The organism is Longicatena sp. (assembly GCF_982403165.1).
On record NZ_CEVYEL010000006.1, the window covers coordinates 1 to 20,834 of the forward strand.

Below are 20,834 nucleotides of genomic sequence, written 5' to 3' on the forward strand. Positions count from 1 at the left end.
TCAAAAGAAATAAGATACTGCAAACCATTGATTTTAAAGGGTTTGCAAAAAAATAACAAAAATATTAGCACTCACCTATTGACAGTGCTAACAAAAAGGAATATACTGTTAGCAGACATAGAGGTGGAGTGCTAGAAAGGAGTGAAAGACATGCTAACAAATCGCCAGATATCCATATTTAAAGCAATTGTTGATGAGTTCACCAGAACAGCAGAACCAGTTGGCTCTAAGCGATTGATGGATTTGTTAGAGTTCACTTGTTCCAGTGCTACCATACGAAATGAAATGGCTGCATTAGAGGATGTCGGCTTGCTGGAAAAAACACATACCTCCAGCGGACGCATTCCAAGCAGTAAAGGGTATCGCTTCTATGTTGAACATCTGATGGAGAAGCAACTTGATGAAGGAGTTAAGAATTCTCTTCAGGAAGTATTCAAGGAACGCCATTACTCAATGGATGAAATCGTCAAGAAAAGCTGTGACATCCTATCGCAGATGACATCATTAACATCTGTCGTGTTAGGACCGGAAAGCAAGTATCAAACCTTGCAGCACATTCAGCTATTTCCTTTGACAGAACGCAGTGCAGTCGCCGTCTTTATTACAGACCATGGGCATACGGAAAATAAAACGTTCCATTTTAACACCGAGGTCAGTATAGACGATATCAAGACCTGCTGCAATTTGTTGAATGATAAGCTGAGCGGCACACCGATCAATGAGGTCGTGGAGCGCATGCAGGAAATTGAGCCTTTATTAGCTAGTCATGTCGCACGACATGAAGTCTTGTTTGAAGCCTTCGTCAGTGCTTTCATGAAATTCGCTACGGAGCATGTGTATTGCAGCGGTAAAACCAATATGTTATACCAGCCGGAATTCGCAGATATCGAAAAGCTCAAGGAATTGATGAAGATGTTGGAAGACAGCTCTTTATTCCGTCAGATTGCCAATCACGAAGGCAACATGGCAATTGAAATCGGCGGTGAAAATGAATTGATCCATATGAATGATGTTGCTGTTGTCAGCAGTAAGTTCAAAGTTAATGACAATGAAGAAGGTGAGCTGATGATCGTTGGTCCAACCCGCATGCAGTATAGCCGTGTCGTTGCTTTGATGGAGTATATGAGCAAGGTTCTTGAAGATTTGTATCGACAGGAAGAAGTATAGGAGGTCATCATGCAGGAAGAAAAAGAATTGCAACAAGAAACAACATGTGACTGTGAAAAAGAAGCGTGTAAAACCGAAGAAGTAAAAGAAGCTGGCAAAGACGAAAAGGCAGCGGATAAAGAAGTAAACAAAGATGCGAAGGCAGATGATAAAGAAGCAAAAAAAGATGCCAAAGCTGAAGAAAAAGAAGAAAAGAAAAGCGCGAAGTTCTCAAAACGCAAGCGCATTGAAGAATTAGAAGAAGAAGTCGCTAAATTAAAGGAAGAAGTCGCTGCCAGCAAAAATGCGTATTTCAAGGCATATGCAGATGCAGAAAACTTAAAGAAGCGTTTGCAGAGTGAGGCAGACAACGTACGAAAATATCGTATCCAGGGATTCGCTACTGAAGTATTACCGGTATTGGATAATCTGGAAAGAGCACTTGATGTAAAGGTTGAAGATCCTAACATCAAAAATTATGTGAAAGGATTTGAGATGATTTATCAGCAGCTGGTACACATTTTGGAAAATGAAGGTGTCAAAGTAATTGAAGCACAGGATAAACCATTTGATCCAAATTATCACCAGGCACTGATGCAGGAGGCCAAAGAAGGCGTAGAATCCGGTATGGTCATTGAAGTTCTGCAGAAGGGTTACATGTTAAAAGATCGCGTATTACGTGCAGCACTCGTAAAAGTGAGTGAATAAATTAAGGAGGAAATTCATATGAGCAAAATTATTGGTATTGACTTAGGTACAACAAACAGCTGTGTCGCTGTGATGGATGGCGGAGAATGTAAGGTTATTACAAATCCGGAAGGAAATCGTACAACACCATCTGTTGTCGCATACAAAAACGGTGAAAGAATTGTCGGTGATGCCGCAAAACGTCAGGTAGTCACAAACAAAAATACTGTTTCATCTGTAAAACGTTTAATGGGTACAAATGAAAAAGTAGAATTGGAAGGAAAACAGTATACACCTCAGGAAATCAGTGCGATGATCCTGCAGTATTTGAAAGGTTATGCAGAAGATTATTTAGGAGAAAAAGTAGAAAAAGCGGTGATTACAGTGCCTGCTTACTTCAACGATGCACAGCGTCAGGCTACAAAAGATGCTGGTAAGATTGCTGGTTTGGAAGTAGAACGTATCATCAACGAACCTACAGCTGCAGCTTTAGCTTATGGTATTGATAAGACAGAAAAAGAACAGAAAGTTTTGGTATATGACTTAGGTGGTGGAACATTTGATGTTTCTATCCTGGAATTAGCTGATGGTACTTTTGAAGTATTATCAACAAACGGTGATACGAAATTAGGTGGCGACGACTTCGATAACGTTGTTGTTGATTGGATGGTTGATACATTCAAGAAAGAAAACGGTGTTGACTTACGTAAAGATACGATGGCAATGCAGCGTTTAAAAGAAGCTGGTGAAAAAGCGAAGAAAGACTTATCCGGTATGGTGCAGACACAGATTTCTTTACCATTCATCTCTGCAGGAGCTGATGGACCATTGCACTTTGAAGCAACTTTAACACGTGCAAAATTTGATGAAATGACAAAACACTTGGTAGATCGTACGATGGAACCAGTACGTAATGCATTGCGTGATGCCGGTTTAACAAAGAACGATATCCATCAGGTATTGTTAGTAGGTGGATCTACACGTATTCCAGCTGTTCAGGAAGCTGTTAAAAATGTCTTAGGTAAAGAGCCTAACCGTTCTGTAAACCCTGATGAAGTTGTAGCAATGGGTGCGGCTATCCAGGGTGGTGTTATCCAGGGTGATGTAAAAGATGTATTGTTACTGGATGTTACACCATTGAGCTTAGGTATTGAAACAATGGGTGGTGTCATGACAGTATTGATTCCACGTAATACGACAATTCCTACAAGCAAATCACAGGTATTCTCAACAGCAGCTGATAATCAGCCAGCCGTTGATATCCGCGTATTGCAGGGTGAACGTCCAATGGCAAATGATAACAAGGAATTAGGTATGTTTAAACTGGATGGTATTGCTCCAGCACGTCGTGGTGTTCCACAGATTGAAGTAACTTTCGATATTGACGTTAATGGTATCGTTCATGTATCTGCGAAGGATAAGGGTACTGGTAAAGAACAGTCTATCACGATTCAGAACACTAGCGGTTTAAGTGATGAAGAAATCGATCGTATGGTACGTGAAGCAGAAGAACACAAAGCAGAAGATGAAAAACGTAAAGAAGAAATTGATTTACGTAACCGTGCAGAAGGCTTTATCGCACAGATTGATGGTATGTTAGCTGACAGTGGTGATAAGATTGACGCTAAACAGAAAGAAGAAACACAGAAATTGCGTGATGATTTACAGAAATCACTGGATGAAAATGATATGGCAGCTGTGAAAGAAAAACTGGATGCTTTGGAAAAAGCAGCACAGGCAGCTAGTGCACAGATGTATCAGCAGCAGGCAGGAAATCCTAACGATGCTGGTAATGCACAGGGTGCTAACGATGACAATGTCGTAGATGCTGAATTTGAAGAAAAGAAATAAAATGTTTGACGACTACAAATCCTAGTGCTTGCGCTAGGTTTTGTATGTTGTTAGAAACGGTATCTAAAAATATAGGATAGCGAGTTTGTTGTCATAATGAGAATGATGTGTCATAAATAAAATAAAGAATGGTATTTGTGGCAAAGTGTGATAAAATAAAACCCGGTATGAAGAAATGTAACATGAATATTTATGGAACATTTTATCATTTATTTATAACAAGCAATTCAGGAAGGTGATGAGCATGGCAGAAAAACGAGATTATTACGAAGTCCTTGGATTAAGCAAGGGTGCAAGCGAGGATGAAATAAAAAAGGCATATCGTAAGATGGCCAAAAAATATCACCCGGATATAAATAAAGAACCGGGTGCAGAAGAAAAATTTAAAGAAATAAATGAAGCTTATGAAGTATTGAGCGATCCACAGAAAAAGGCAACCTACGATCAGTTTGGTTTTGCCGGTATGGATGGTGCACAGGGCTTTGGCGGTGGCGCCGGATTCGGTGGATTTGAAGATCTGAGCGATATCTTCGGTTCTTTCTTTGGCGGAGGCTTTGGCGGTGGAAGTCGCCGTGCCAGCAATGGACCACGTAAGGGAAATGATCGTTTCATGCAAATGCGCATTGATTTCATGGATGCTATCTTTGGTAAAACCGAAACGATTACAATTGATGTGGATGAACAATGTGATGAATGCATGGGCAGCGGTGCACGCAGTAAATCTGATGTGAAATCTTGTAGTCGTTGTGGTGGTACAGGTACTGTAACTCAGCAGCAGCGTACACCATTTGGTGTTTTCCAATCACAAACGGTTTGTCCGGATTGTAATGGTACAGGGAAAACGATTGCCCACAAATGTCCAAAATGTCATGGAAAAGGCTATGAGCATAAGCGTGTAAAGCTGGATATTAAGATTCCGGCAGGTATTCAATCTGGTCAGCAGGTTCGTGTGCCAAACAAAGGTGAACGTGGTGTAAATGGCGGTCCTAATGGTGATTTATATATCGAAATCTTAGTTACTCGTCATAATCAGTTTGTCCGTGATGGCAATGATATAAGAATCAGTGTACCAATCAGTGCGATTGATGCGACGTTAGGTTGTAAGATTGATGTTCCAACAGTGTATGGTGATGTAGAATTAACCATACCGGCAGGTACACAATATGGACAACAGTTCCGCTTGAAAGGTAAGGGTGTAAAATCACCTAGAGGTTCGCAAGGTGATCAGTATGTGGAAATCACAGTTGAAATACCTAAAAAGCTTTCTCGTGAAGAGAAGGAATTATATGAGAAGATACGTAATCGTAAAGATCATGAAAGTCCATTTGAAAAATTCAAGAATGCGTTTAAATAGTAAGAAGAAAGATACAAACAAATTACTTGTTGTGTCTTTTTTTATATGAGATTGAATTTAATATTGGTCTTTTAAGTAATCTAATCTATGATACCGAAATTTAGGTTGGTTTTACGTTCATACAAGGATTCTAGCTGATGGAGAATAATAAAAACGCAAGGAAGTATCATAATTCATCTTCGTTATGTCATTGTTTAGAAATTTTTAAGATTTTATTTCAACAGTTGATAAGAACTATCCTTCATACTGATAACAGTAAGAAAGAGGAGATGAAGATGAAAAAACAAAGAAAACAAATTAGTTTTGCCATCATCTGTATACTGTTTACGATTGCCTTATGTATCATCATTGCATCTACCCCCTTTTTAAGAACGATTGATACAATGGATGGTATCGTATTGGCAATGGCAGTTGGCTTTATGATAAAAACCACCTTACAGCGCTATATGATACAGCAACAAAAACGGTGGGAGGGATAAGATGGAACTATTTGTATACTGCATCTGTACGGTATGCACGTTTGCAGGATTTCTTCTGCATAGGAATATCTAAGCTTTCCAAGTGAATAGAAATCGGTTAAAATAGAACAAGTAAATAAGAGAGGGCGTTGAAACATATGGAACATACCGTATTAGTTGTTGAAGATGAACAAGGAATCCGCGAGGCAATCGCAATATATCTAAAGAATCAGGGCTATCAAGTGTTGTTAGCGGAAAATGGAAAAGAAGGACTTGACTTGATTCATACCAATGATGTACATTTGGCAATCGTAGATATCATGATGCCGATCATGGACGGTATCACTATGACGATGGAATTGCGTAAAAACTATGATTTCCCGGTGATTTTTTTAAGCGCGAAATCAGAGGATATCGATAAAATCAATGGTTTAAATATAGGAGCGGATGATTATGTCACAAAACCTTTTGGCTCAATGGAATTATTAGCACGTGTGCGTTCTCAATTGCGCCGGTATGAACAAATATTATCGCTACAAACAGCATCCAAACAAGATAAAACAGAGAAAAATCCCCATCGTTTCTGTGTCGGCGGATTAGAACTCGATACCTATACAAAGGATGTATATGTAGATGGCAGGCGTGTCAAATTGACTCCGAAAGAATTTGCTATTCTTCAATTGTTGATGGAATCCGCAGGAAGAGTGTACTCTGCAAAACAGATTTATGAGCAAGTATGGGAAGAAGAAGCCATCAATACAGAGACAATCATGGTACATGTTCGTAAATTGCGTGAAAAAATTGAAGTGAATCCTCGTCAGCCACAATATTTGAAAGTGGTATGGGGCGTAGGATATAAAATTGAAAAAGGATAGGTGAAAAGCATGAAGCAAAAAAGAATATTTTTAAGTGTATGGATCATGTTGCTCAGTGTGATCAGCATAACTATATGCAGTTTTTATCCATCATCTAAAATGGATAAAGAGAATATGCATAAAACCATTCAGAATGTACTGGGAGATGAATTGTTCTTCTATGCACTCAGTATGAATCAATTTGCGGATGAACAATGGTCCTATCCAAGGTTTTCAAATTTTCCTGAAAAAAGTCATTTTGAAGATGAGTATATAAGCTTGATGGATCGAGCAGTCTCCTGTTTCCAAAATGATGAAAATGTACAATATATCGTTTATGATGCAAATACAAAAAAACGATTAGCAGCGAATGTCAAGGATGATTTAAGTGAAAATGATAGTATGTTTTATGGCATAGGAACTTTTAAGAAAGATGGTTCTTTACAGCTGAGCGGAGATTTTGGTAACTATACGAATGGTGCTAAAGATTATTTGGTGGATTGTATGAATACGTTTATCCGGGATCCTTCCTTATATGATCAAAAAAATGATGCAAAGGTTTCTTTTCGTAATGATTTTACAGTTGTTATACGCATCCCTGAGAAATTAACAAATAATGGTATGTATGTTTATGATACAATTTATGACAGATATGAATATACTCCTTACGTGTTTATCGCTATGGGAGTAGGTGCTTGTATTTTAGCTCTATTCATACTTCTAGTACCGATTCGTATCGTAGAACAATGTCAACCGTTCAAAATTTTTGTGCAAATCAAGTTTGAAATCAATTCCATTTTAGCCTGTTGCCTGATTACCTTTGGCTGCATGGGTGTAGTGGTGCTTTCTAATTATACGATGAATGGCTTATTGGCTGAAATATTGTTACGATATGAAATGTGGGATGGCATAAGCCTACTTGCGAACCTTGCGGCATGGATGTTGTTATTTGCTTATTTATCAATCATTTTCTTTTTGCTAAAGTATATAATTGCCCATGGTGTGATTCGCTATTTGAAAGAGGGCACCTTCATTGGCAGTATCATTCGGCGTTTTAAGCATTATGTTAATGCTTTAGCAGATGTAGAACTAGATAAATTGAATCAGAGTTTGATCAAACTGCTATTGATAAATTTGCTAATCGTTATTATCTTTTGTTCCTTGCAGGGATTTGGTATCATCCTTTCCTTTGGATATACAATTGCTCTTTTCTTTTGGCTGCGTGATAAGTTGAAAGAGGTAAAATTAGAGTATCAAGAATTACTAGAGAATGCAAAGGCGATGGAAGAAGGACGTTTTGATTATGAATATACACATGTAGATGGTGTATTTAAAGAACTACAACAGGAATTAACCCAAGTGCGCAGTGGTTTTGAAAAAGCTGTGCGTGAAGAAACAAAATCGCAGTTAATGAAAACGGAGCTTATCAGTAATGTATCACATGATTTAAAAACACCATTGACCGGTATGCGAAATTATGTTGAATTGTTGCAAGATACGACATTGTCAGAAGAAACAAGAACACAATATGTACAAATGCTTGCTCAATATACACAGCGTTTAAGTCGTCTGATTGAAGATTTATTTGAGGTTAGTAAAGTTAATAGTGGAAACATTCAGTTAAATCTTATGGAGTTAGATGTCAAAGCATTAATCGAACAAGCACAAGCTGAATGTAGTGAATTATTACAAGAGAAGCATTTACAGGTCATTACTAGCTTTGATCAAGAACAATATTTGGTTGCGTTAGATGGCGATAAAACCATGCGAATTTTTGAAAATTTATTTATCAATATCGGGAAGTATGCATTGGCCAATACAAGAGTTTATGTGATGGTGAAAGCAGAAAATGAAACGGTGATAATCACCATGAAAAATATATCCGCGGAACCATTAAATTTTGATGAAACGCAAATTGTCGAACGTTTTCAACGAGGTGACTCTTCTCGTCATGGAGAAGGAAGTGGTTTAGGCTTGGCAATCGTTAAAAGCTTTACGGAGATTCAAAATGGTCAATTCCATATTGAAGTAGATGGGGACTTATTTAAAGCTATCGTGCAATTCGCTTTGCCTTCTGATGCAAATATAAACTGATAAACAGTAATCGCACAAAGCATGCTAGTTTAAGAATTTCTTAGCTATGCATGCTTTATTTTATCCTCAATCGTTTTCATGAAAAGAAGCTCATAGGAAATCGATGAAGTTCTTATAAGACATCACCTGTGATAATAATTCCAGTATAAGAATTGCTAAAAACCTTCTAGGTATGGTACTATAACCACACTATAGAATTGAGGGATATAATGAAGAAATATGTAAATTTGTTAGATGGTGCGATACTTCCGGCATTAAGCTCATTAGCACTACCTATCATGGCAACCAGTTTGATACAAATGGCATATAATCTTACCGACATGTTATGGATTGGCAGAATCGGGGCAAATGCTGTGGCATCTGTCGGTGCTGCCGGTATGTTCATGTGGCTTTCCAATGGCCTAGTCACCTTAGCCAAGATGGGTGCTCAGGTCAAAGTTGCACATTCTTTAGGCGCACAAGATCAAAACAAGGCAGCATGTTATGCCCAAAGTGCCATACAGATGGGCATTGTTTTCGCATTGGCATTTGGTTTTGTCACGGTCGTTTTTTCACGGCAAATGATTGGCTTTTTTAAATTAAACAGTGCACAGGTAGCAGGCGATGCACAAAGTTATTTAATCATCACCTGTGGCCTGGTGATTTTCTCATTTCTTAATCAGATATTCACGGGTATTTTGACAGCCATGGGAAATTCTAAGACTTCCTTTATAGTGACCGCTTTGGGATTGCTCATGAATATCCTCTTAGATCCTATTTTTATCTTTGGTTTTGGTGGGATACCGGCGATGGGAGTGCGTGGGGCAGCTATAGCTACAGTAATGGCCCAAATGATTGTTTGTCTATTATTTCTCATGGCAATAAGAAAAGATACACTTATTTTTTTACAAGTACATATTCTTTCACATATACACAAGGAAGAAATGAAGGAAATATTTCGTATTGGGCTGCCTATTGGATTACAAAGTATGTTGTTTAGCAGCATCTCTATGGTGATAGCACGCTTTATTGCCGGTTGGGGTGATGCAGCCGTTGCAGTGCAAAAGGTTGGCTCACAGATAGAATCCATTTCTTGGATGAGTGCGGAAGGCTATGCCGCTGCTTTAAATAGCTTTGTAGCTCAAAATCATGGTGCGCATAATGCACAGCGTATTCGCAAGGGATATCGTTTGTCTATGAGATTGATGATAAGCTGGGGCATCCTTTGTAATTTGATATTGCTTTTATTTCCGCAGTTTATTTTTCAGATTTTCATCAATGAACCAAAAGTCATTTGGATGGGCGTAGATTATTTACGTATCTTAGGTTTCTCCCAATTGTTTATGTGTATGGAAATTACTACTGCCGGTGCTTTTAATGGTTTAGGTAGGACATTGCCACCTTCGATTATATCCGTAACCTTGACGGCCGCTCGTATACCTTTGGCAATGTTGCTGGGAAATGGGCTTGGTTTAAACGGTGTTTGGTGGGCCATTACCATAAGCTCCATTTTTAAAGGTGTGTTACTGTTTGGTTGGTTTTTATGGGATATGAAAAAACCGGATTTCTTAGTTCAAGACCATCCGTCAAAAAGTATTTGTTAAGTTCTTAGTAAGCGATAAAGATATAAAAAACATCCAAATAGAAAGGTCTGTACTGGTAAGCGTTGATATTCCCAAGCGAATCCCCTATCTGGATGTTTTTTTATTTTCATAGTGGTTGTTATGGATGAAGGATAGCCATGATAAGAATATCGTGATAACTGCCATCATAATATAAGCCATCTTTTTTTCGTCCTTCTATCTGATAGCCACAACATTCATACACATGTTGGGCACGAGGATTGTAATCAAACACTTCCAGTTCAATGCGATGAAGCTGTAAGGTATACAATCCAAAATCCGTAACAGCTTTTACGGCCTGTTTACCGATGCCTTTATTTGTTTGTGTGCTTGAAAATAAAGCAATTCGAAAACCAGCCATGTTAGCATCCCAATCAATGTCATTTAAAACAGCTTCCCCAATTAACTCGTCTTGATATGTAAATATTAAAAAATCATAGCGATCATCAGCTTCAGCAATACGTTCGACATAATCGTAGATCATCTTTTTGCTAAACGTTTGTGTCGTTCCGGTAAAACGTCTCACTTCCTCATCTTCTTGCGCAAAACCTTTCTCATAATACATGGCGGCATCTTCTTTTCGTAGCAAACGAAGATAACAGTCTTGTACATACAAAACATCTGTTGTTTGTTTCTCATGTCTCATGCAATCCACCCAAACTTTTTACAAGCCTTCCATATTCCATCACGTGTATTAGTATCTGTCACATAATCCGCTTTTTTCTTCAAGACTTCTTTAGCATTTCCCATCGCGATACTTGTCCATTGTGAATCAAACATGACCAAATCATTTGTATCATCACCAAATACAACAACATCTTCAGCTTTTCCATCAATATAGCGCAACATGTCTATAATACCATCTTTTTTTCGGTCATGTTGAATTGTTAAGTAAGCATCGACGAAGCGGAGTTGGCCGACTTCTTTTAATAAAGGAATGCGATCTTCTTCATCAATAGGTACGGAGATATATAGTTTATAAATATCTTTTGCATCCTCAATGCGAAAGTTTTGATCATACACATAGCGTGTAGGTTCTTGACGTTCTCCACATTGTTTTACAAACGTGTCATCTATCCCATAAAGGTCAATAGAATCATCTAGCATTGCTAATACACCATATCCAGCATTGATTGCTTGATGATATAAGGTAATACTTTGTTCACGATCTAAGGGAATGTTTTGGATAAGTTCATCGTTTACTACGAGTGCATTTCCTCCGCAACAAACCATGTTATGCAGATGGACGCTTTCCATAAAGGGTCGTGCCTTATAATGTGCACGCCCTGTGGCAATCGCCACAAAATGTCCGTTTTTTTGCAGCTCATCTAGTGCTTTCTGAGCACTAGGTACGATTTTTTTAGTAGCATTGTCGGTTAATGTACCATCAATATCAAAAAAGATATATTTCTTCTTCATTGTAATCACCTTTCTATTTGGTATTATCATACAGGAAACAAAGAATTTTGACAAGAATAGTGGGCCATACAAGAGCCATCCTAACAATAGGTGATAAGATGAAAATTGGATATGCTTGTACACTGGCATTACAGGATGATACAAAAATGCGTAGCTGTATCGCAAAAAATGCGAGTGAGTTGCGTTTAATAGAACTGATAGATCACAATTTAACCGCTTTATCAAATATTCTGACATATAATCATCAACAGGGAATTAAAATGTTTCGCATTAGTTCAGACATCATACCTTTTGGCTCTAGTCCTATCAACAGTGTTGACTGGCAGACTTTGTTTCAGTCAGCCTTTACTTTCTTACAAGAACAAATTAAACGCTATGATATGCGGGTTTCTATGCATCCTGGACAATATACGATTATAAATTCTCCTAATCCGGAAGTGGTACAAAGAGCGATAGTTGATTTACAATATCATTGTGCGCTTTTGGATCTTTTATGTGAGGATGCCACGCATAAGATGGTGTTACATGTGGGTGGGGTATATGGCGATAAACAGGAAGCGATGAAACGTTTTATGGCAGAATATCGAGAATTGGATGAGACAATCAAACGACGTTTGATCATTGAAAATGATGATCGCTATTATACATTAGAGGATGTCTTATGGATCGCGGAAAAAATCCAGATACCGGTGGTCTTCGATAATTTGCATCATAAATTAAATCCATCTCTTACCAATCTTAATGAAAAACAATGTCTAGCGTTGGTAAAGCAGACTTGGAAATCCGTTGATGGGCGCATGAAGATGCATTACAGCGAACAGGATCCGTTAAAACGTGCCGGTGCCCATGCCTCATCTATTGACATAGAGACATTTTTGGAATTCTGCAAAGATTTACAAAAAGAGGAAGTTGATATCATGTTAGAGGTTAAAGATAAACATGTTTCTGCATTGCGTGTGATAGAAGCATTGCGAAATAAATATCCATGGCTGCTTGAGGAATAAAGTAAAAAGCCCTGTGCATACTAAAGATTGACAAGGAGGAATCAGTAATGAAAAAAACAATGAAAGTATTGCTGGCAGCATTTCTGTTCACAGGTATATTACAAGGCTGTAGCAGTAATAACAATGAAACCACTGGTAAGGAAAATCAAAGTGATACCGGTGATGTTGCAAATGATGTAAAAAATGATATTGATGACAGCATTGACAATGTCATGAGCTTCTTCAATAACAAAAAAGTTGAGCTTGAGAATATGCAGCCAATCAAAAATATGGAATTTGCGGCATATGAAGGAAAAAGCTTTGAGGTGAATGGCAAAACAGCTTATCTATATCGTGTAAAAAGTAATGATGAAAACATGAAAAAAGTCTTAAAAGAGGCTAGAGAAAAAGGTAAAGTACGAGTAAATATCAAAAATAAAGAAATGGAGTATGGAGCAAAAGTAAATGGAAATTTCTTACTGTTATATGACCCAAATGCTGATATGAACGATGTCTTAACAACATTTGATGGTTATACAAGTGGTGGAGTAAATGCAGGAACAAGCGCCAAAGATACGACCAATACGCCAACAAGTGATGGTGCATATGGAAATGCCAAAACAAACGATCCCAATGCCGGTAATACGACAAGTGGGAATCAAAATGGTGATGTGAATAATAATGGTAAAACAAATGCCAACAATACCAATGGAACCAATGCTGCAGGACAAAATGAAAACTAAGTAAATATAAAATAAATCTTTCTATATATGAATTGTAGGAAGATTTTTTTGCTGTACAGATAATAAAAAAAGTTTATACTATTTTTATATTATTACACAAATAATGTAACAATGTGGTTTATGATATAGCCGTAAAGATAAGGAAAGAGGTTGAGGCTATATGATAAACGAGAGAAAAATGGCAAAGGAATTATTAAATGCAGTTTGGAACAAGGAAACGGAAAGAATCAAGGAACTTTTAGATTTTGGGGCGGATCCCAATTGGATTTTCAATGGCTATCCCATCTTATTACATGCTGTCTATACGCGTAATGTAGATGCTGTTCTGGCATTTTTAGAAGCAGGAGCATATCACACGGAAGAGGCATTAGGTTTTGCGTTAGAAAATGGAATAGGTGAAGTCGTGGCGGCTTTAGCACCCAAAGGTATCGTACCAAAGAAAAAAGAAGTTGAACCGGTTTTTGGTTCTTTTCCATCCCGCTATAGTCCATTGGACTATCATCCAAAGGTCATACGTTCCTAATGGGAAGGATGAGAGGAAATGAAACGCAGTGCACGCTGTATTCAAATGTTGCAATTATTAAAAGCAAGAGGTTTTTTATCAAGAGAAGAATTAGCGACATTATTAGATACAAATATTCGCAATGTATCCGAATATCGCAAAGAACTTGAAGAGGCAGGCTATTCCATCATTAGCACGACCGGCAAATATGGCGGTTATCAGCTGGATGCATCCTGTCTTTTTCCAATTGTCGGTTTACGGCAAGAAGAGGTTAAGGCGGTGAGTGAGGCGATCAGCTATATGAAGAGTCATGATGATTTTTTGCTGTTGCCACAATTTTTATCTGCGATGGATAAATTAATGGCAACGCTTACTATGGAAAAAAAGGAAGGCGGTATTTATGTGAAGGGCAATACCCCATTACTTAATCCAATGTTAAAGGAATTTATCATGCGAATGGATGGTGCTCGTAATGATCAACTTGCTGTTGATATTGTATATAAAGGAATGCATGCTAAAAATTTTGAAAAGGTACGTATTCATCCATATGAAATCTTGAACGATGCAGGGAGCTATTATTGTTTAGCATATTCATTGAAGGCAAAGGATTATCGAAATTTTAAGTTTAGTGAAGAGCGTATGAAACAAGTGCAAGTAAGTGATGTGAAATTTCAGCGGGATGCTGATTTTCAAGTAAGTGAGCATATTGGCAAAAAGGGTCTTATTCGTAATGAGGTTTATGAATTGGATGTATTGATACATGGTGAGAGTGCTTTGTTAGTAAGTGAAAAAATGATTGGCATCGATCCGAAAGGTGAATGGATAGATGAACATGTTTTACATTTCACAACGATCATGGAAGGGAAAATTCCAGCTATGCAGTTTCTGTTATCTTTGGGTAATCAGGTCGAAGTAAGAAAACCCCTCTCTTTAAAAGCGGAACTAAAACATATTGTAGAAGACATGTTTCGACAATATCATGAAACGAAGGTTCCAACTTATGATATAATACAAGATAGAGAAAGTGTGGAGAAATAAAATGTATCATATTACCGATATAAAAAAGATGGAACGTTGTGAACGTTTGTTTTGGTTAAGTAGAAGAGTTCAAAAGTCATTTACTCCTTATGTGCAATATACAGAAAGTATGACTTCGCTGATGAAAGAACGTCTGTTGTTGCCAAATGATTGTTTTGAAGGACAGGCAAATGATGATCCTGCTTTAGCGTTGCAGGCTTTCGCAGAGAAAAAGCCATTGGTCAATGCCCGTTTTGCATATGAAGATTTACGTATCAAAGTTCCTGTACTTATACAGGAGGAAGGTAAGACCATCCTGTATATGAGTTATCGCAGCTGTTACCCTAAGGAACAGGAAGCTCAATATATCGCCGATATCATTGCGGTGTTGCAATTGTTGGATATTAGAATAGATGAAATCTATGCCATTCATTTGAATGCGGAGTATATACGGGGAAAAACATTAGATGTACATGCATTACTTACCATCAGTGATCATTTTTATAATTCACATAATCGCCCTGGTAAAAATATTTTTCAGCTTGTACAAATGAAACTGCGAGATATTCGCCCATTGCTTGAGAATATGCGTATATTAGATGCATTGGATGAGATAAAACCAAAGCGGACATCGTTTTGTACTAGAGGAAATAAATGTTCTTTTTATAAAGAATGTTTTCAAGAAGAAAGTCAACCTGGCGCTATTACTAATCTAGTTCAATCACAGCATAAATATGCGATGAAAGAAGAGGGAATCCAACGTTTAAAGGATGCCGATCTTGATCGTATTGAAGGAACACGCCATCAATATGCCCAGATCATGGCGGATACATATGGCGGGCTGTATGTGGATGTTGCCGCCTTAAAAACTTGGCGCAAAGATCATATCAGTTATCCCCTTTCTTATCTGGATTTTGAATGGGAAACGTATGCCTTTCCACCTTATGAAGGAATGAAGCCTTTTGATGTTTTGACCTTTCAGTTCAGCCTCCATGTTGAAGAGGAAAAAGGAAAGACATTACAACATACTGGTTTTATCGGTGAGAAAGATTGTCGCCTTGCCTTTATAGAAGCTTTGTTAGCAAGTGTACCGAAAACGGGAACGATTTTAGTCTATAATATGGAGGGGGCTGAGAAACTGCGCTTGGTACAATTGGCCCAACAGTTTCCGCAATATGAAAAAGCTTTGATGCAGATATGGGAACGCATGGTGGATTTATCCCTGCCTTTTTCCACCGGAAATGTTTATGATGTACGTATGGCAGGTCTGTTTTCTTTAAAGACGTTGGTGCCGATTTTCAGTTCTTATCATTATGAAGATTTGGCCATTTCTTATGGATTAGATGCGGTAGCAAAATGGCGGGAGTATCAAGAAAGTGAAGGTACTAAGAAACAACAAATCTATGAGGAGTTAACACAATATTGTGCAATGGATACTTATGCAGAATATATCGTCTATCATGCTTTAGAAGGATTTATGGATGTTTAAGCGACTGCAACGTAGTGATTATGAGATGATCTTAGCAATGATCATCTTTGGCACACTTGCTCCATTTGTACGCAATGTAGCAACATCCAGTGCCACCATAGCTTTTTCAAGAACCTTGTTGGGAGCTATCGTATTGCAAATTATGCTCCTTTTTAAACGACAGACGCATTCTTTAGCGAAAGGTGAAAGAAAGCTTATGGTGCTATCTGCAGCTGCGTTAGCCGGTAATTGGATTTTTTTATTTGAAAGCTATCGTTATGTCAGTGTGTCCATAGCAACCATGCTGTATTATACAGCTCCTATATTGGCTTTGTTATTATCTTTTATATTCTTTCATGAGCCACTTACCAAACGTCAAATAGGGTGTTTTATATTAACCTTGATTGGCTGTATTCTCATTTCATGGCAACCACAAAGTGCATTTAACTTACGTGGTGTGATTATGGGATTATGTGCTGCTTTCTGTTATGCAATGATTTTATTACTACAACGTTTTCGAAAGCCAATGCCTGGATTATTATTGACAAGTTGGCAGTTATCGATTGCGGCCATCCTACTTGGCATATATTTAGTAATAAGTAAAGATACCACCATGTTACATATATCGTTAGCCCAACTTCCCTGGTTGTTATGCATTGGTATTGTTCATACTGCATTGGCGTATTATTTATATTTTCATGCATTGGCTCACTTAGCTTTAGCACGTAGTGCATTATATAGTTATCTCGATCCGTTGACTGCTATATTACTATCTTTTCTAATCTTGCAAGAATCGTGTACAGGAATGCAGGGAAGTGGAATCGTCTTATTATTTAGTGCTATGCTCTTATATTCATATCAGAAATGAGGTGTCAATATGCTGTATCGATTAGAACAAAAAATGATTCCTATTACACTAGATGATGTCAATGATACCGTGTTATGTGCAGGCGTATATCGCATGGCGGAAATGGAACCATTACTTGCCCATTTTGGCTTTGCCCCACAGACATTGCGGGAATTGAAAGAACATCATCAGCATACGGTTAATAAGTTAGATGCTTATTTTGGTTATTGCTTTGGTCTTGTGCATGAAATTATAAAACAGGATGAAGAACTTTCTTTTATTCATATTGGTGTATATTTTAAAAAGAACCTCATCTTACTAGTTTGTGAAGATGAAAAAGCATTGCAGCGATTTCAACACAGGTTAGAGTTAATACCAAACACCAGTTATAGCCTAGAACATGTTTTGGCTATTCTTTTAGAAAGTGTTTTGGCACCTATGCATCCTCTATTTGAATCTATTGAGAATACAATCATGCAGATGGAAGAAGATATTTTGAGTATGCAAAAGGTGACGATGACTGCCAATATCATGAAGATTCGTCGTGAAATCACGATGCTGTCACATTACTTTGCGCAAATGATGGATATCGCCGAGGAGTTGCAACAAGATGAAAATGATCTATTTCAAAAAGATCAGTTGCATCATATTCGTATTTTTGCCGATCGTGTGCAACGCTATGAACAAAGCGTGCAAATGCTAAAAGATTACATCATACAAGTACGCGAATTGCAGCAGTCACAATATGATTTGAATCTAAACCGTATGATGTATGTTTTTACGATCGTAACCATCATCTTTTTACCTCTTACATTGATTGTTGGATGGTATGGCATGAACTTTACGACTATGCCGGAATTAACATGGCGCTATGGCTATCTTTTCGTGATTGCTTTATCACTCATTACGATTGTTGGTTGTATCTGGTATTTTAAGAAAAAAGATATCTTACAATAAGAGCAGATGAAAAATGTGTATGGTGTTAAGAAAAAGCGATAAGAGTAATTGTATAATTGATGCAGAAGAGCGCATTGGTTATTCTTTTCTAGATTCAAGATTGGTTATAAAATGAATACGAGAAAAAGGCTTTTACGATACAATATTCTATCCAATCAAATACAGCATTCTTTTGCCCCTGATATTTTATCGGTATGAAGAAAAGATTTTATAGCAGCACTCGCTGTTTTTTTTGTAAACTCACAAAATTATTTTGAAAATTTTCAAAGAGTTATGAAAAAACCATCATGTTGTGCTACAATATAAGAAAAGGGAAATGAGCATATGAAAAAGAGGGAACACACAAAGACACCTTTCCTGTTACGGTTAGGGTGTTTTTCAAAAATCGCATGTATATATAAAGCGCTGCATTATCAACAGCGTTTTCAGCAGTTTCTATTGATGATCCTTTTGTTATTTGCCATGTTATCGGTATCCATCAGCGTTAGTGTCTTTACGCGTAGTGATTCTATCGTAGCACGCATTGATCAGATGCATGCCACACATACCGCAATCATTTCCGATTCACCAAAAGGAATGTACAAGTTTTTGGATGTCATACAGAAAGAAGAGCATTGCTTTGACTATTATGAAAAGACAAGCGTCTTTCCGTATGCCCCATATCCAGGAAGCTCTATCCAAGGATCTTTCCCCTTGTATATTGAAGGCTATGTGAAAAGTGATGCTAACTATCCTTTATTGGATGGCAAACCTCTAGAAAAGCTAATAGGAAATGAAATTGCCATCACCCAAAGCTATGCCAAACAGCTGGAAGATAAAGGCATCCAGGTACTTGGTCATAAGGAAGTCATCAAAGATCCATCCAATGGAAAAACGTATTCCTTTGTGATTGCTTCCATCATGGAATATCCCAACTATAACCAAGGGTATATCGGACAAAACGATATTAATAAAGTCGATATGTTCACGATTGCCAAACCAGCCGTTGCAATTGGAAATTATGAAACAATCAAGAAGCTGGAAAAAGCCTCTATCTATGGCAATGCCATGGCAAAGATACGCTTTCATGATTATCATGAGCAGGATGAATATGACCTACGTTCACGCATGTATCTGGATTATACCTATATTACCGGAGAGATGGCTTCCTATCCTGATTTCCGTCTGTTAGCAGAAGAGATGAATGCCAATAAAATCATGAATGGGATCTTTCAGTTTGTATCGCTATGCGTTACCATCTGTATGCTAATCAGCTCTTGCTTTGTGCTTTATGCTTTTATGAAACGGAAGCTGATAAAGGATCAGGAAAAATTAAGCTTAATGTTTATGAATGGGGTTCGCCGTTTGAATATCCGCAATGCCTATTTGCTGGAAATCGTACAAATCTTTTTACAGGCCTTTATCATTCATCTTATCCTTCTGTTTATGATGCAATGGTTTCTGCATGTCTTGAACCGTTACGATTTATTATTGCTGTTTACATTATCAATGAAAGGATGGCTCTTGATCATTGGCAGTACACTGTTATTTTTAGCAGCCTTGCTCTTTCAGGTAACATTGCAGGTTCGTTCCTGTTTTAAAGGCAATTTGGTAACGGCAATACGCTCGCGCTCTTTGCATTTGAAACATCATAAGAGCATACACTATCGCTATCAAAGCTTACAAATGGCGTTGCGTGATATCGTAACCACTCCATTTTCCAGCCTGCGCAGTGTCGTTTCTTTGGCCTTCGTGTTTGTGACCTTGCTGGTATTAAGTGGTACTTCTACCATCTTATTTCATCTATATACACCAGAAACGTTTGGTTTATCTTTCGATTATATGTTAAAAGGACCTATCTCCTTTTCATCTTTTACAAAGCTGCAAAAAACATATCTGGATGAAGATTTCGTGTTTGTCGCTGCGGAAAGTGCAGATACCAGTGTCTATCGTTGTTTTATGGTCGATGATCGCAGCAATCGCGATGAAAATCTCTATCATTATTATCCGGGATTATTGATGATCATGGATGGACCTTTGGATAAATTTCTTCCTTTACGAAAGGGAACCTATCCACAGGAAGCCAATGAGCAGCACTTAGGTGAGCGTGCCTTTGAGTTACAATATGGCATGACGACCAGACGTTTAGAACATGATTTTGGCTTATACACCATGCAAGATAAAAAGGTGGCACAGGATGATACATTACGTACGAAAACTTATGTAGAGTATAGTCTTAATCATTACTTATCCGCATCCCAGTTACATGGCTTTACAGAATCCATTATCAATAATGGGTATATTACATTCTTTCGCGCAAAGCGAAGACCTTTAAATACCTATTGGTATCCGGAAATTCCAACGACATTGCTACGCTTAAAGGATGAAAAGCAAGCAGCTACTTTTGAAACGACATGTAAGCAACAAGGAATCACTTATGTTCGCTACAAGGATATCTTAGATGTGCTGCAGGAGAATAACAATGCCTTACAAGCACGCTTATTTGCTATTATGGCAGGAGTTGCCAGCTTAACGATCTTAGTTGGCTGTATGACGATGTATGCAAATGTCCAAAGTGACATCGAAGAAAAACGTCGGGAAGAAGGCTATCTGTTAAAACTGGGCTGGCAAAGAAACATGCAAAAGAAACGATTGCTGTTGCATGAAATTATTTTGCTGGTTATGGCGTTCTTGCTGGGGTTATTGCTATATGCGGTATTCAAACTACCTTATTTTGCTATTTTGCGTGATTATCTAGGTTTATATACGTTGCCATCCGCATATTCAATAATGCCATGGCTAATGGCCTTGTTATGTGCAGGCGGTGTCTTGCTGTTATTGGTTATCGGAAGACATCGTGGAAGGGAGATATAA

At 37.8% G+C, this 20,834-nt stretch carries 18 protein-coding genes; 16 read left to right on the forward strand and 2 right to left on the reverse strand.

The features are described 5' to 3' along the window. Positions 1-150: 150 nt before the first annotated feature. From hrcA to AC1VS3_RS02090, 8 genes are all read left to right on the forward strand, one after another. Positions 151-1,167, forward strand: a complete 1,017-nt coding sequence (gene hrcA, locus AC1VS3_RS02055) for a heat-inducible transcriptional repressor HrcA (protein ID WP_020991171.1) — start codon at positions 151-153, stop codon at positions 1,165-1,167. 9 nt (positions 1,168-1,176) lie between these two features. Further along, a complete protein-coding gene (gene grpE, locus AC1VS3_RS02060) occupies positions 1,177-1,854 on the forward strand; it encodes a nucleotide exchange factor GrpE (RefSeq protein ID WP_008978934.1) in 678 nt (225 codons plus the stop codon). 18 nt (positions 1,855-1,872) lie between these two features. Then, on the forward strand, positions 1,873-3,684 hold the full coding sequence (dnaK, locus tag AC1VS3_RS02065) for a molecular chaperone DnaK (RefSeq protein ID WP_270757396.1): 1,812 nt from the start codon (positions 1,873-1,875) through the stop codon (positions 3,682-3,684). Between the two features lie 244 nt (positions 3,685-3,928). Further along, a complete protein-coding gene (gene dnaJ, locus AC1VS3_RS02070) occupies positions 3,929-5,038 on the forward strand; it encodes a molecular chaperone DnaJ (protein WP_008978936.1) in 1,110 nt (369 codons plus the stop codon). Between the two features lie 275 nt (positions 5,039-5,313). Beyond that, positions 5,314-5,517, forward strand: a complete 204-nt coding sequence (locus AC1VS3_RS02075) for a hypothetical protein (RefSeq protein ID WP_008689021.1) — start codon at positions 5,314-5,316, stop codon at positions 5,515-5,517. A 137-nt stretch (positions 5,518-5,654) separates the two neighbouring features. Further along, on the forward strand, positions 5,655-6,371 hold the full coding sequence (locus AC1VS3_RS02080) for a response regulator transcription factor (protein WP_008689020.1): 717 nt from the start codon (positions 5,655-5,657) through the stop codon (positions 6,369-6,371). A 99-nt stretch (positions 6,372-6,470) separates the two neighbouring features. Beyond that, the gene (locus AC1VS3_RS02085) at positions 6,471-8,444 is read left to right on the forward strand and encodes a sensor histidine kinase (protein ID WP_227160525.1); all 1,974 of its coding nucleotides are present in this window, start codon (positions 6,471-6,473) and stop codon (positions 8,442-8,444) included. 209 nt (positions 8,445-8,653) lie between these two features. Further along, complete coding sequence (locus AC1VS3_RS02090; RefSeq protein ID WP_008689018.1) at positions 8,654-10,027, forward strand: MATE family efflux transporter; 1,374 nt, start codon at positions 8,654-8,656, stop codon at positions 10,025-10,027. 118 nt (positions 10,028-10,145) lie between these two features. On the opposite strand, the gene AC1VS3_RS02095 is transcribed toward AC1VS3_RS02090, so the two are convergent. Together AC1VS3_RS02095 and AC1VS3_RS02100 are read right to left on the reverse strand one after the other, a co-directional pair. Then, complete coding sequence (locus AC1VS3_RS02095) at positions 10,146-10,691, reverse strand: GNAT family N-acetyltransferase (protein ID WP_119957486.1); 546 nt, start codon at positions 10,689-10,691, stop codon at positions 10,146-10,148. Next, positions 10,688-11,464 carry an HAD hydrolase family protein gene (locus AC1VS3_RS02100; RefSeq protein WP_008689014.1) on the reverse strand — a complete coding sequence of 259 codons (777 nt, stop codon included), beginning with the start codon at positions 11,462-11,464 and terminating at the stop codon, positions 10,688-10,690. Before AC1VS3_RS02100 ends, AC1VS3_RS02095 begins: the two co-directional genes overlap by 4 nt. A gap of 98 nt (positions 11,465-11,562) precedes the next feature. On the opposite strand from AC1VS3_RS02100, the gene uvsE reads away from it, so the two are divergent. The 8 genes from uvsE to AC1VS3_RS02140 all read left to right on the forward strand — a co-directional run bounded on the left by uvsE (position 11,563) and on the right by AC1VS3_RS02140 (position 20,834). Beyond that, a complete protein-coding gene (uvsE, locus tag AC1VS3_RS02105; RefSeq protein WP_017144622.1) occupies positions 11,563-12,468 on the forward strand; it encodes a UV DNA damage repair endonuclease UvsE in 906 nt (301 codons plus the stop codon). A gap of 47 nt (positions 12,469-12,515) precedes the next feature. Beyond that, positions 12,516-13,190: a hypothetical protein gene (locus tag AC1VS3_RS02110; RefSeq protein ID WP_008689011.1), complete on the forward strand. Its 675-nt coding sequence runs from the start codon at positions 12,516-12,518 to the stop codon at positions 13,188-13,190. A gap of 160 nt (positions 13,191-13,350) precedes the next feature. Continuing rightward, positions 13,351-13,713 carry an ankyrin repeat domain-containing protein gene (locus tag AC1VS3_RS02115; RefSeq protein ID WP_008689009.1) on the forward strand — a complete coding sequence of 121 codons (363 nt, stop codon included), beginning with the start codon at positions 13,351-13,353 and terminating at the stop codon, positions 13,711-13,713. Positions 13,714-13,731: 18 nt separating this feature from the next. Then, positions 13,732-14,730 carry a helix-turn-helix transcriptional regulator gene (locus AC1VS3_RS02120; RefSeq protein ID WP_008689007.1) on the forward strand — a complete coding sequence of 333 codons (999 nt, stop codon included), beginning with the start codon at positions 13,732-13,734 and terminating at the stop codon, positions 14,728-14,730. 1 nt (position 14,731) lies between these two features. Beyond that, complete coding sequence (locus AC1VS3_RS02125) at positions 14,732-16,198, forward strand: DUF2779 domain-containing protein (RefSeq protein WP_008689005.1); 1,467 nt, start codon at positions 14,732-14,734, stop codon at positions 16,196-16,198. After that, positions 16,191-17,045 carry a DMT family transporter gene (locus AC1VS3_RS02130; RefSeq protein WP_008689004.1) on the forward strand — a complete coding sequence of 285 codons (855 nt, stop codon included), beginning with the start codon at positions 16,191-16,193 and terminating at the stop codon, positions 17,043-17,045. Before AC1VS3_RS02125 ends, AC1VS3_RS02130 begins: the two co-directional genes overlap by 8 nt. Positions 17,046-17,054: 9 nt before the next feature. Further along, a complete protein-coding gene (locus tag AC1VS3_RS02135) occupies positions 17,055-17,981 on the forward strand; it encodes a magnesium transporter CorA family protein (protein ID WP_008689003.1) in 927 nt (308 codons plus the stop codon). 324 nt (positions 17,982-18,305) lie between these two features. Next, positions 18,306-20,834 carry an ABC transporter permease gene (locus tag AC1VS3_RS02140; RefSeq protein WP_008689002.1) on the forward strand — a complete coding sequence of 843 codons (2,529 nt, stop codon included), beginning with the start codon at positions 18,306-18,308 and terminating at the stop codon, positions 20,832-20,834.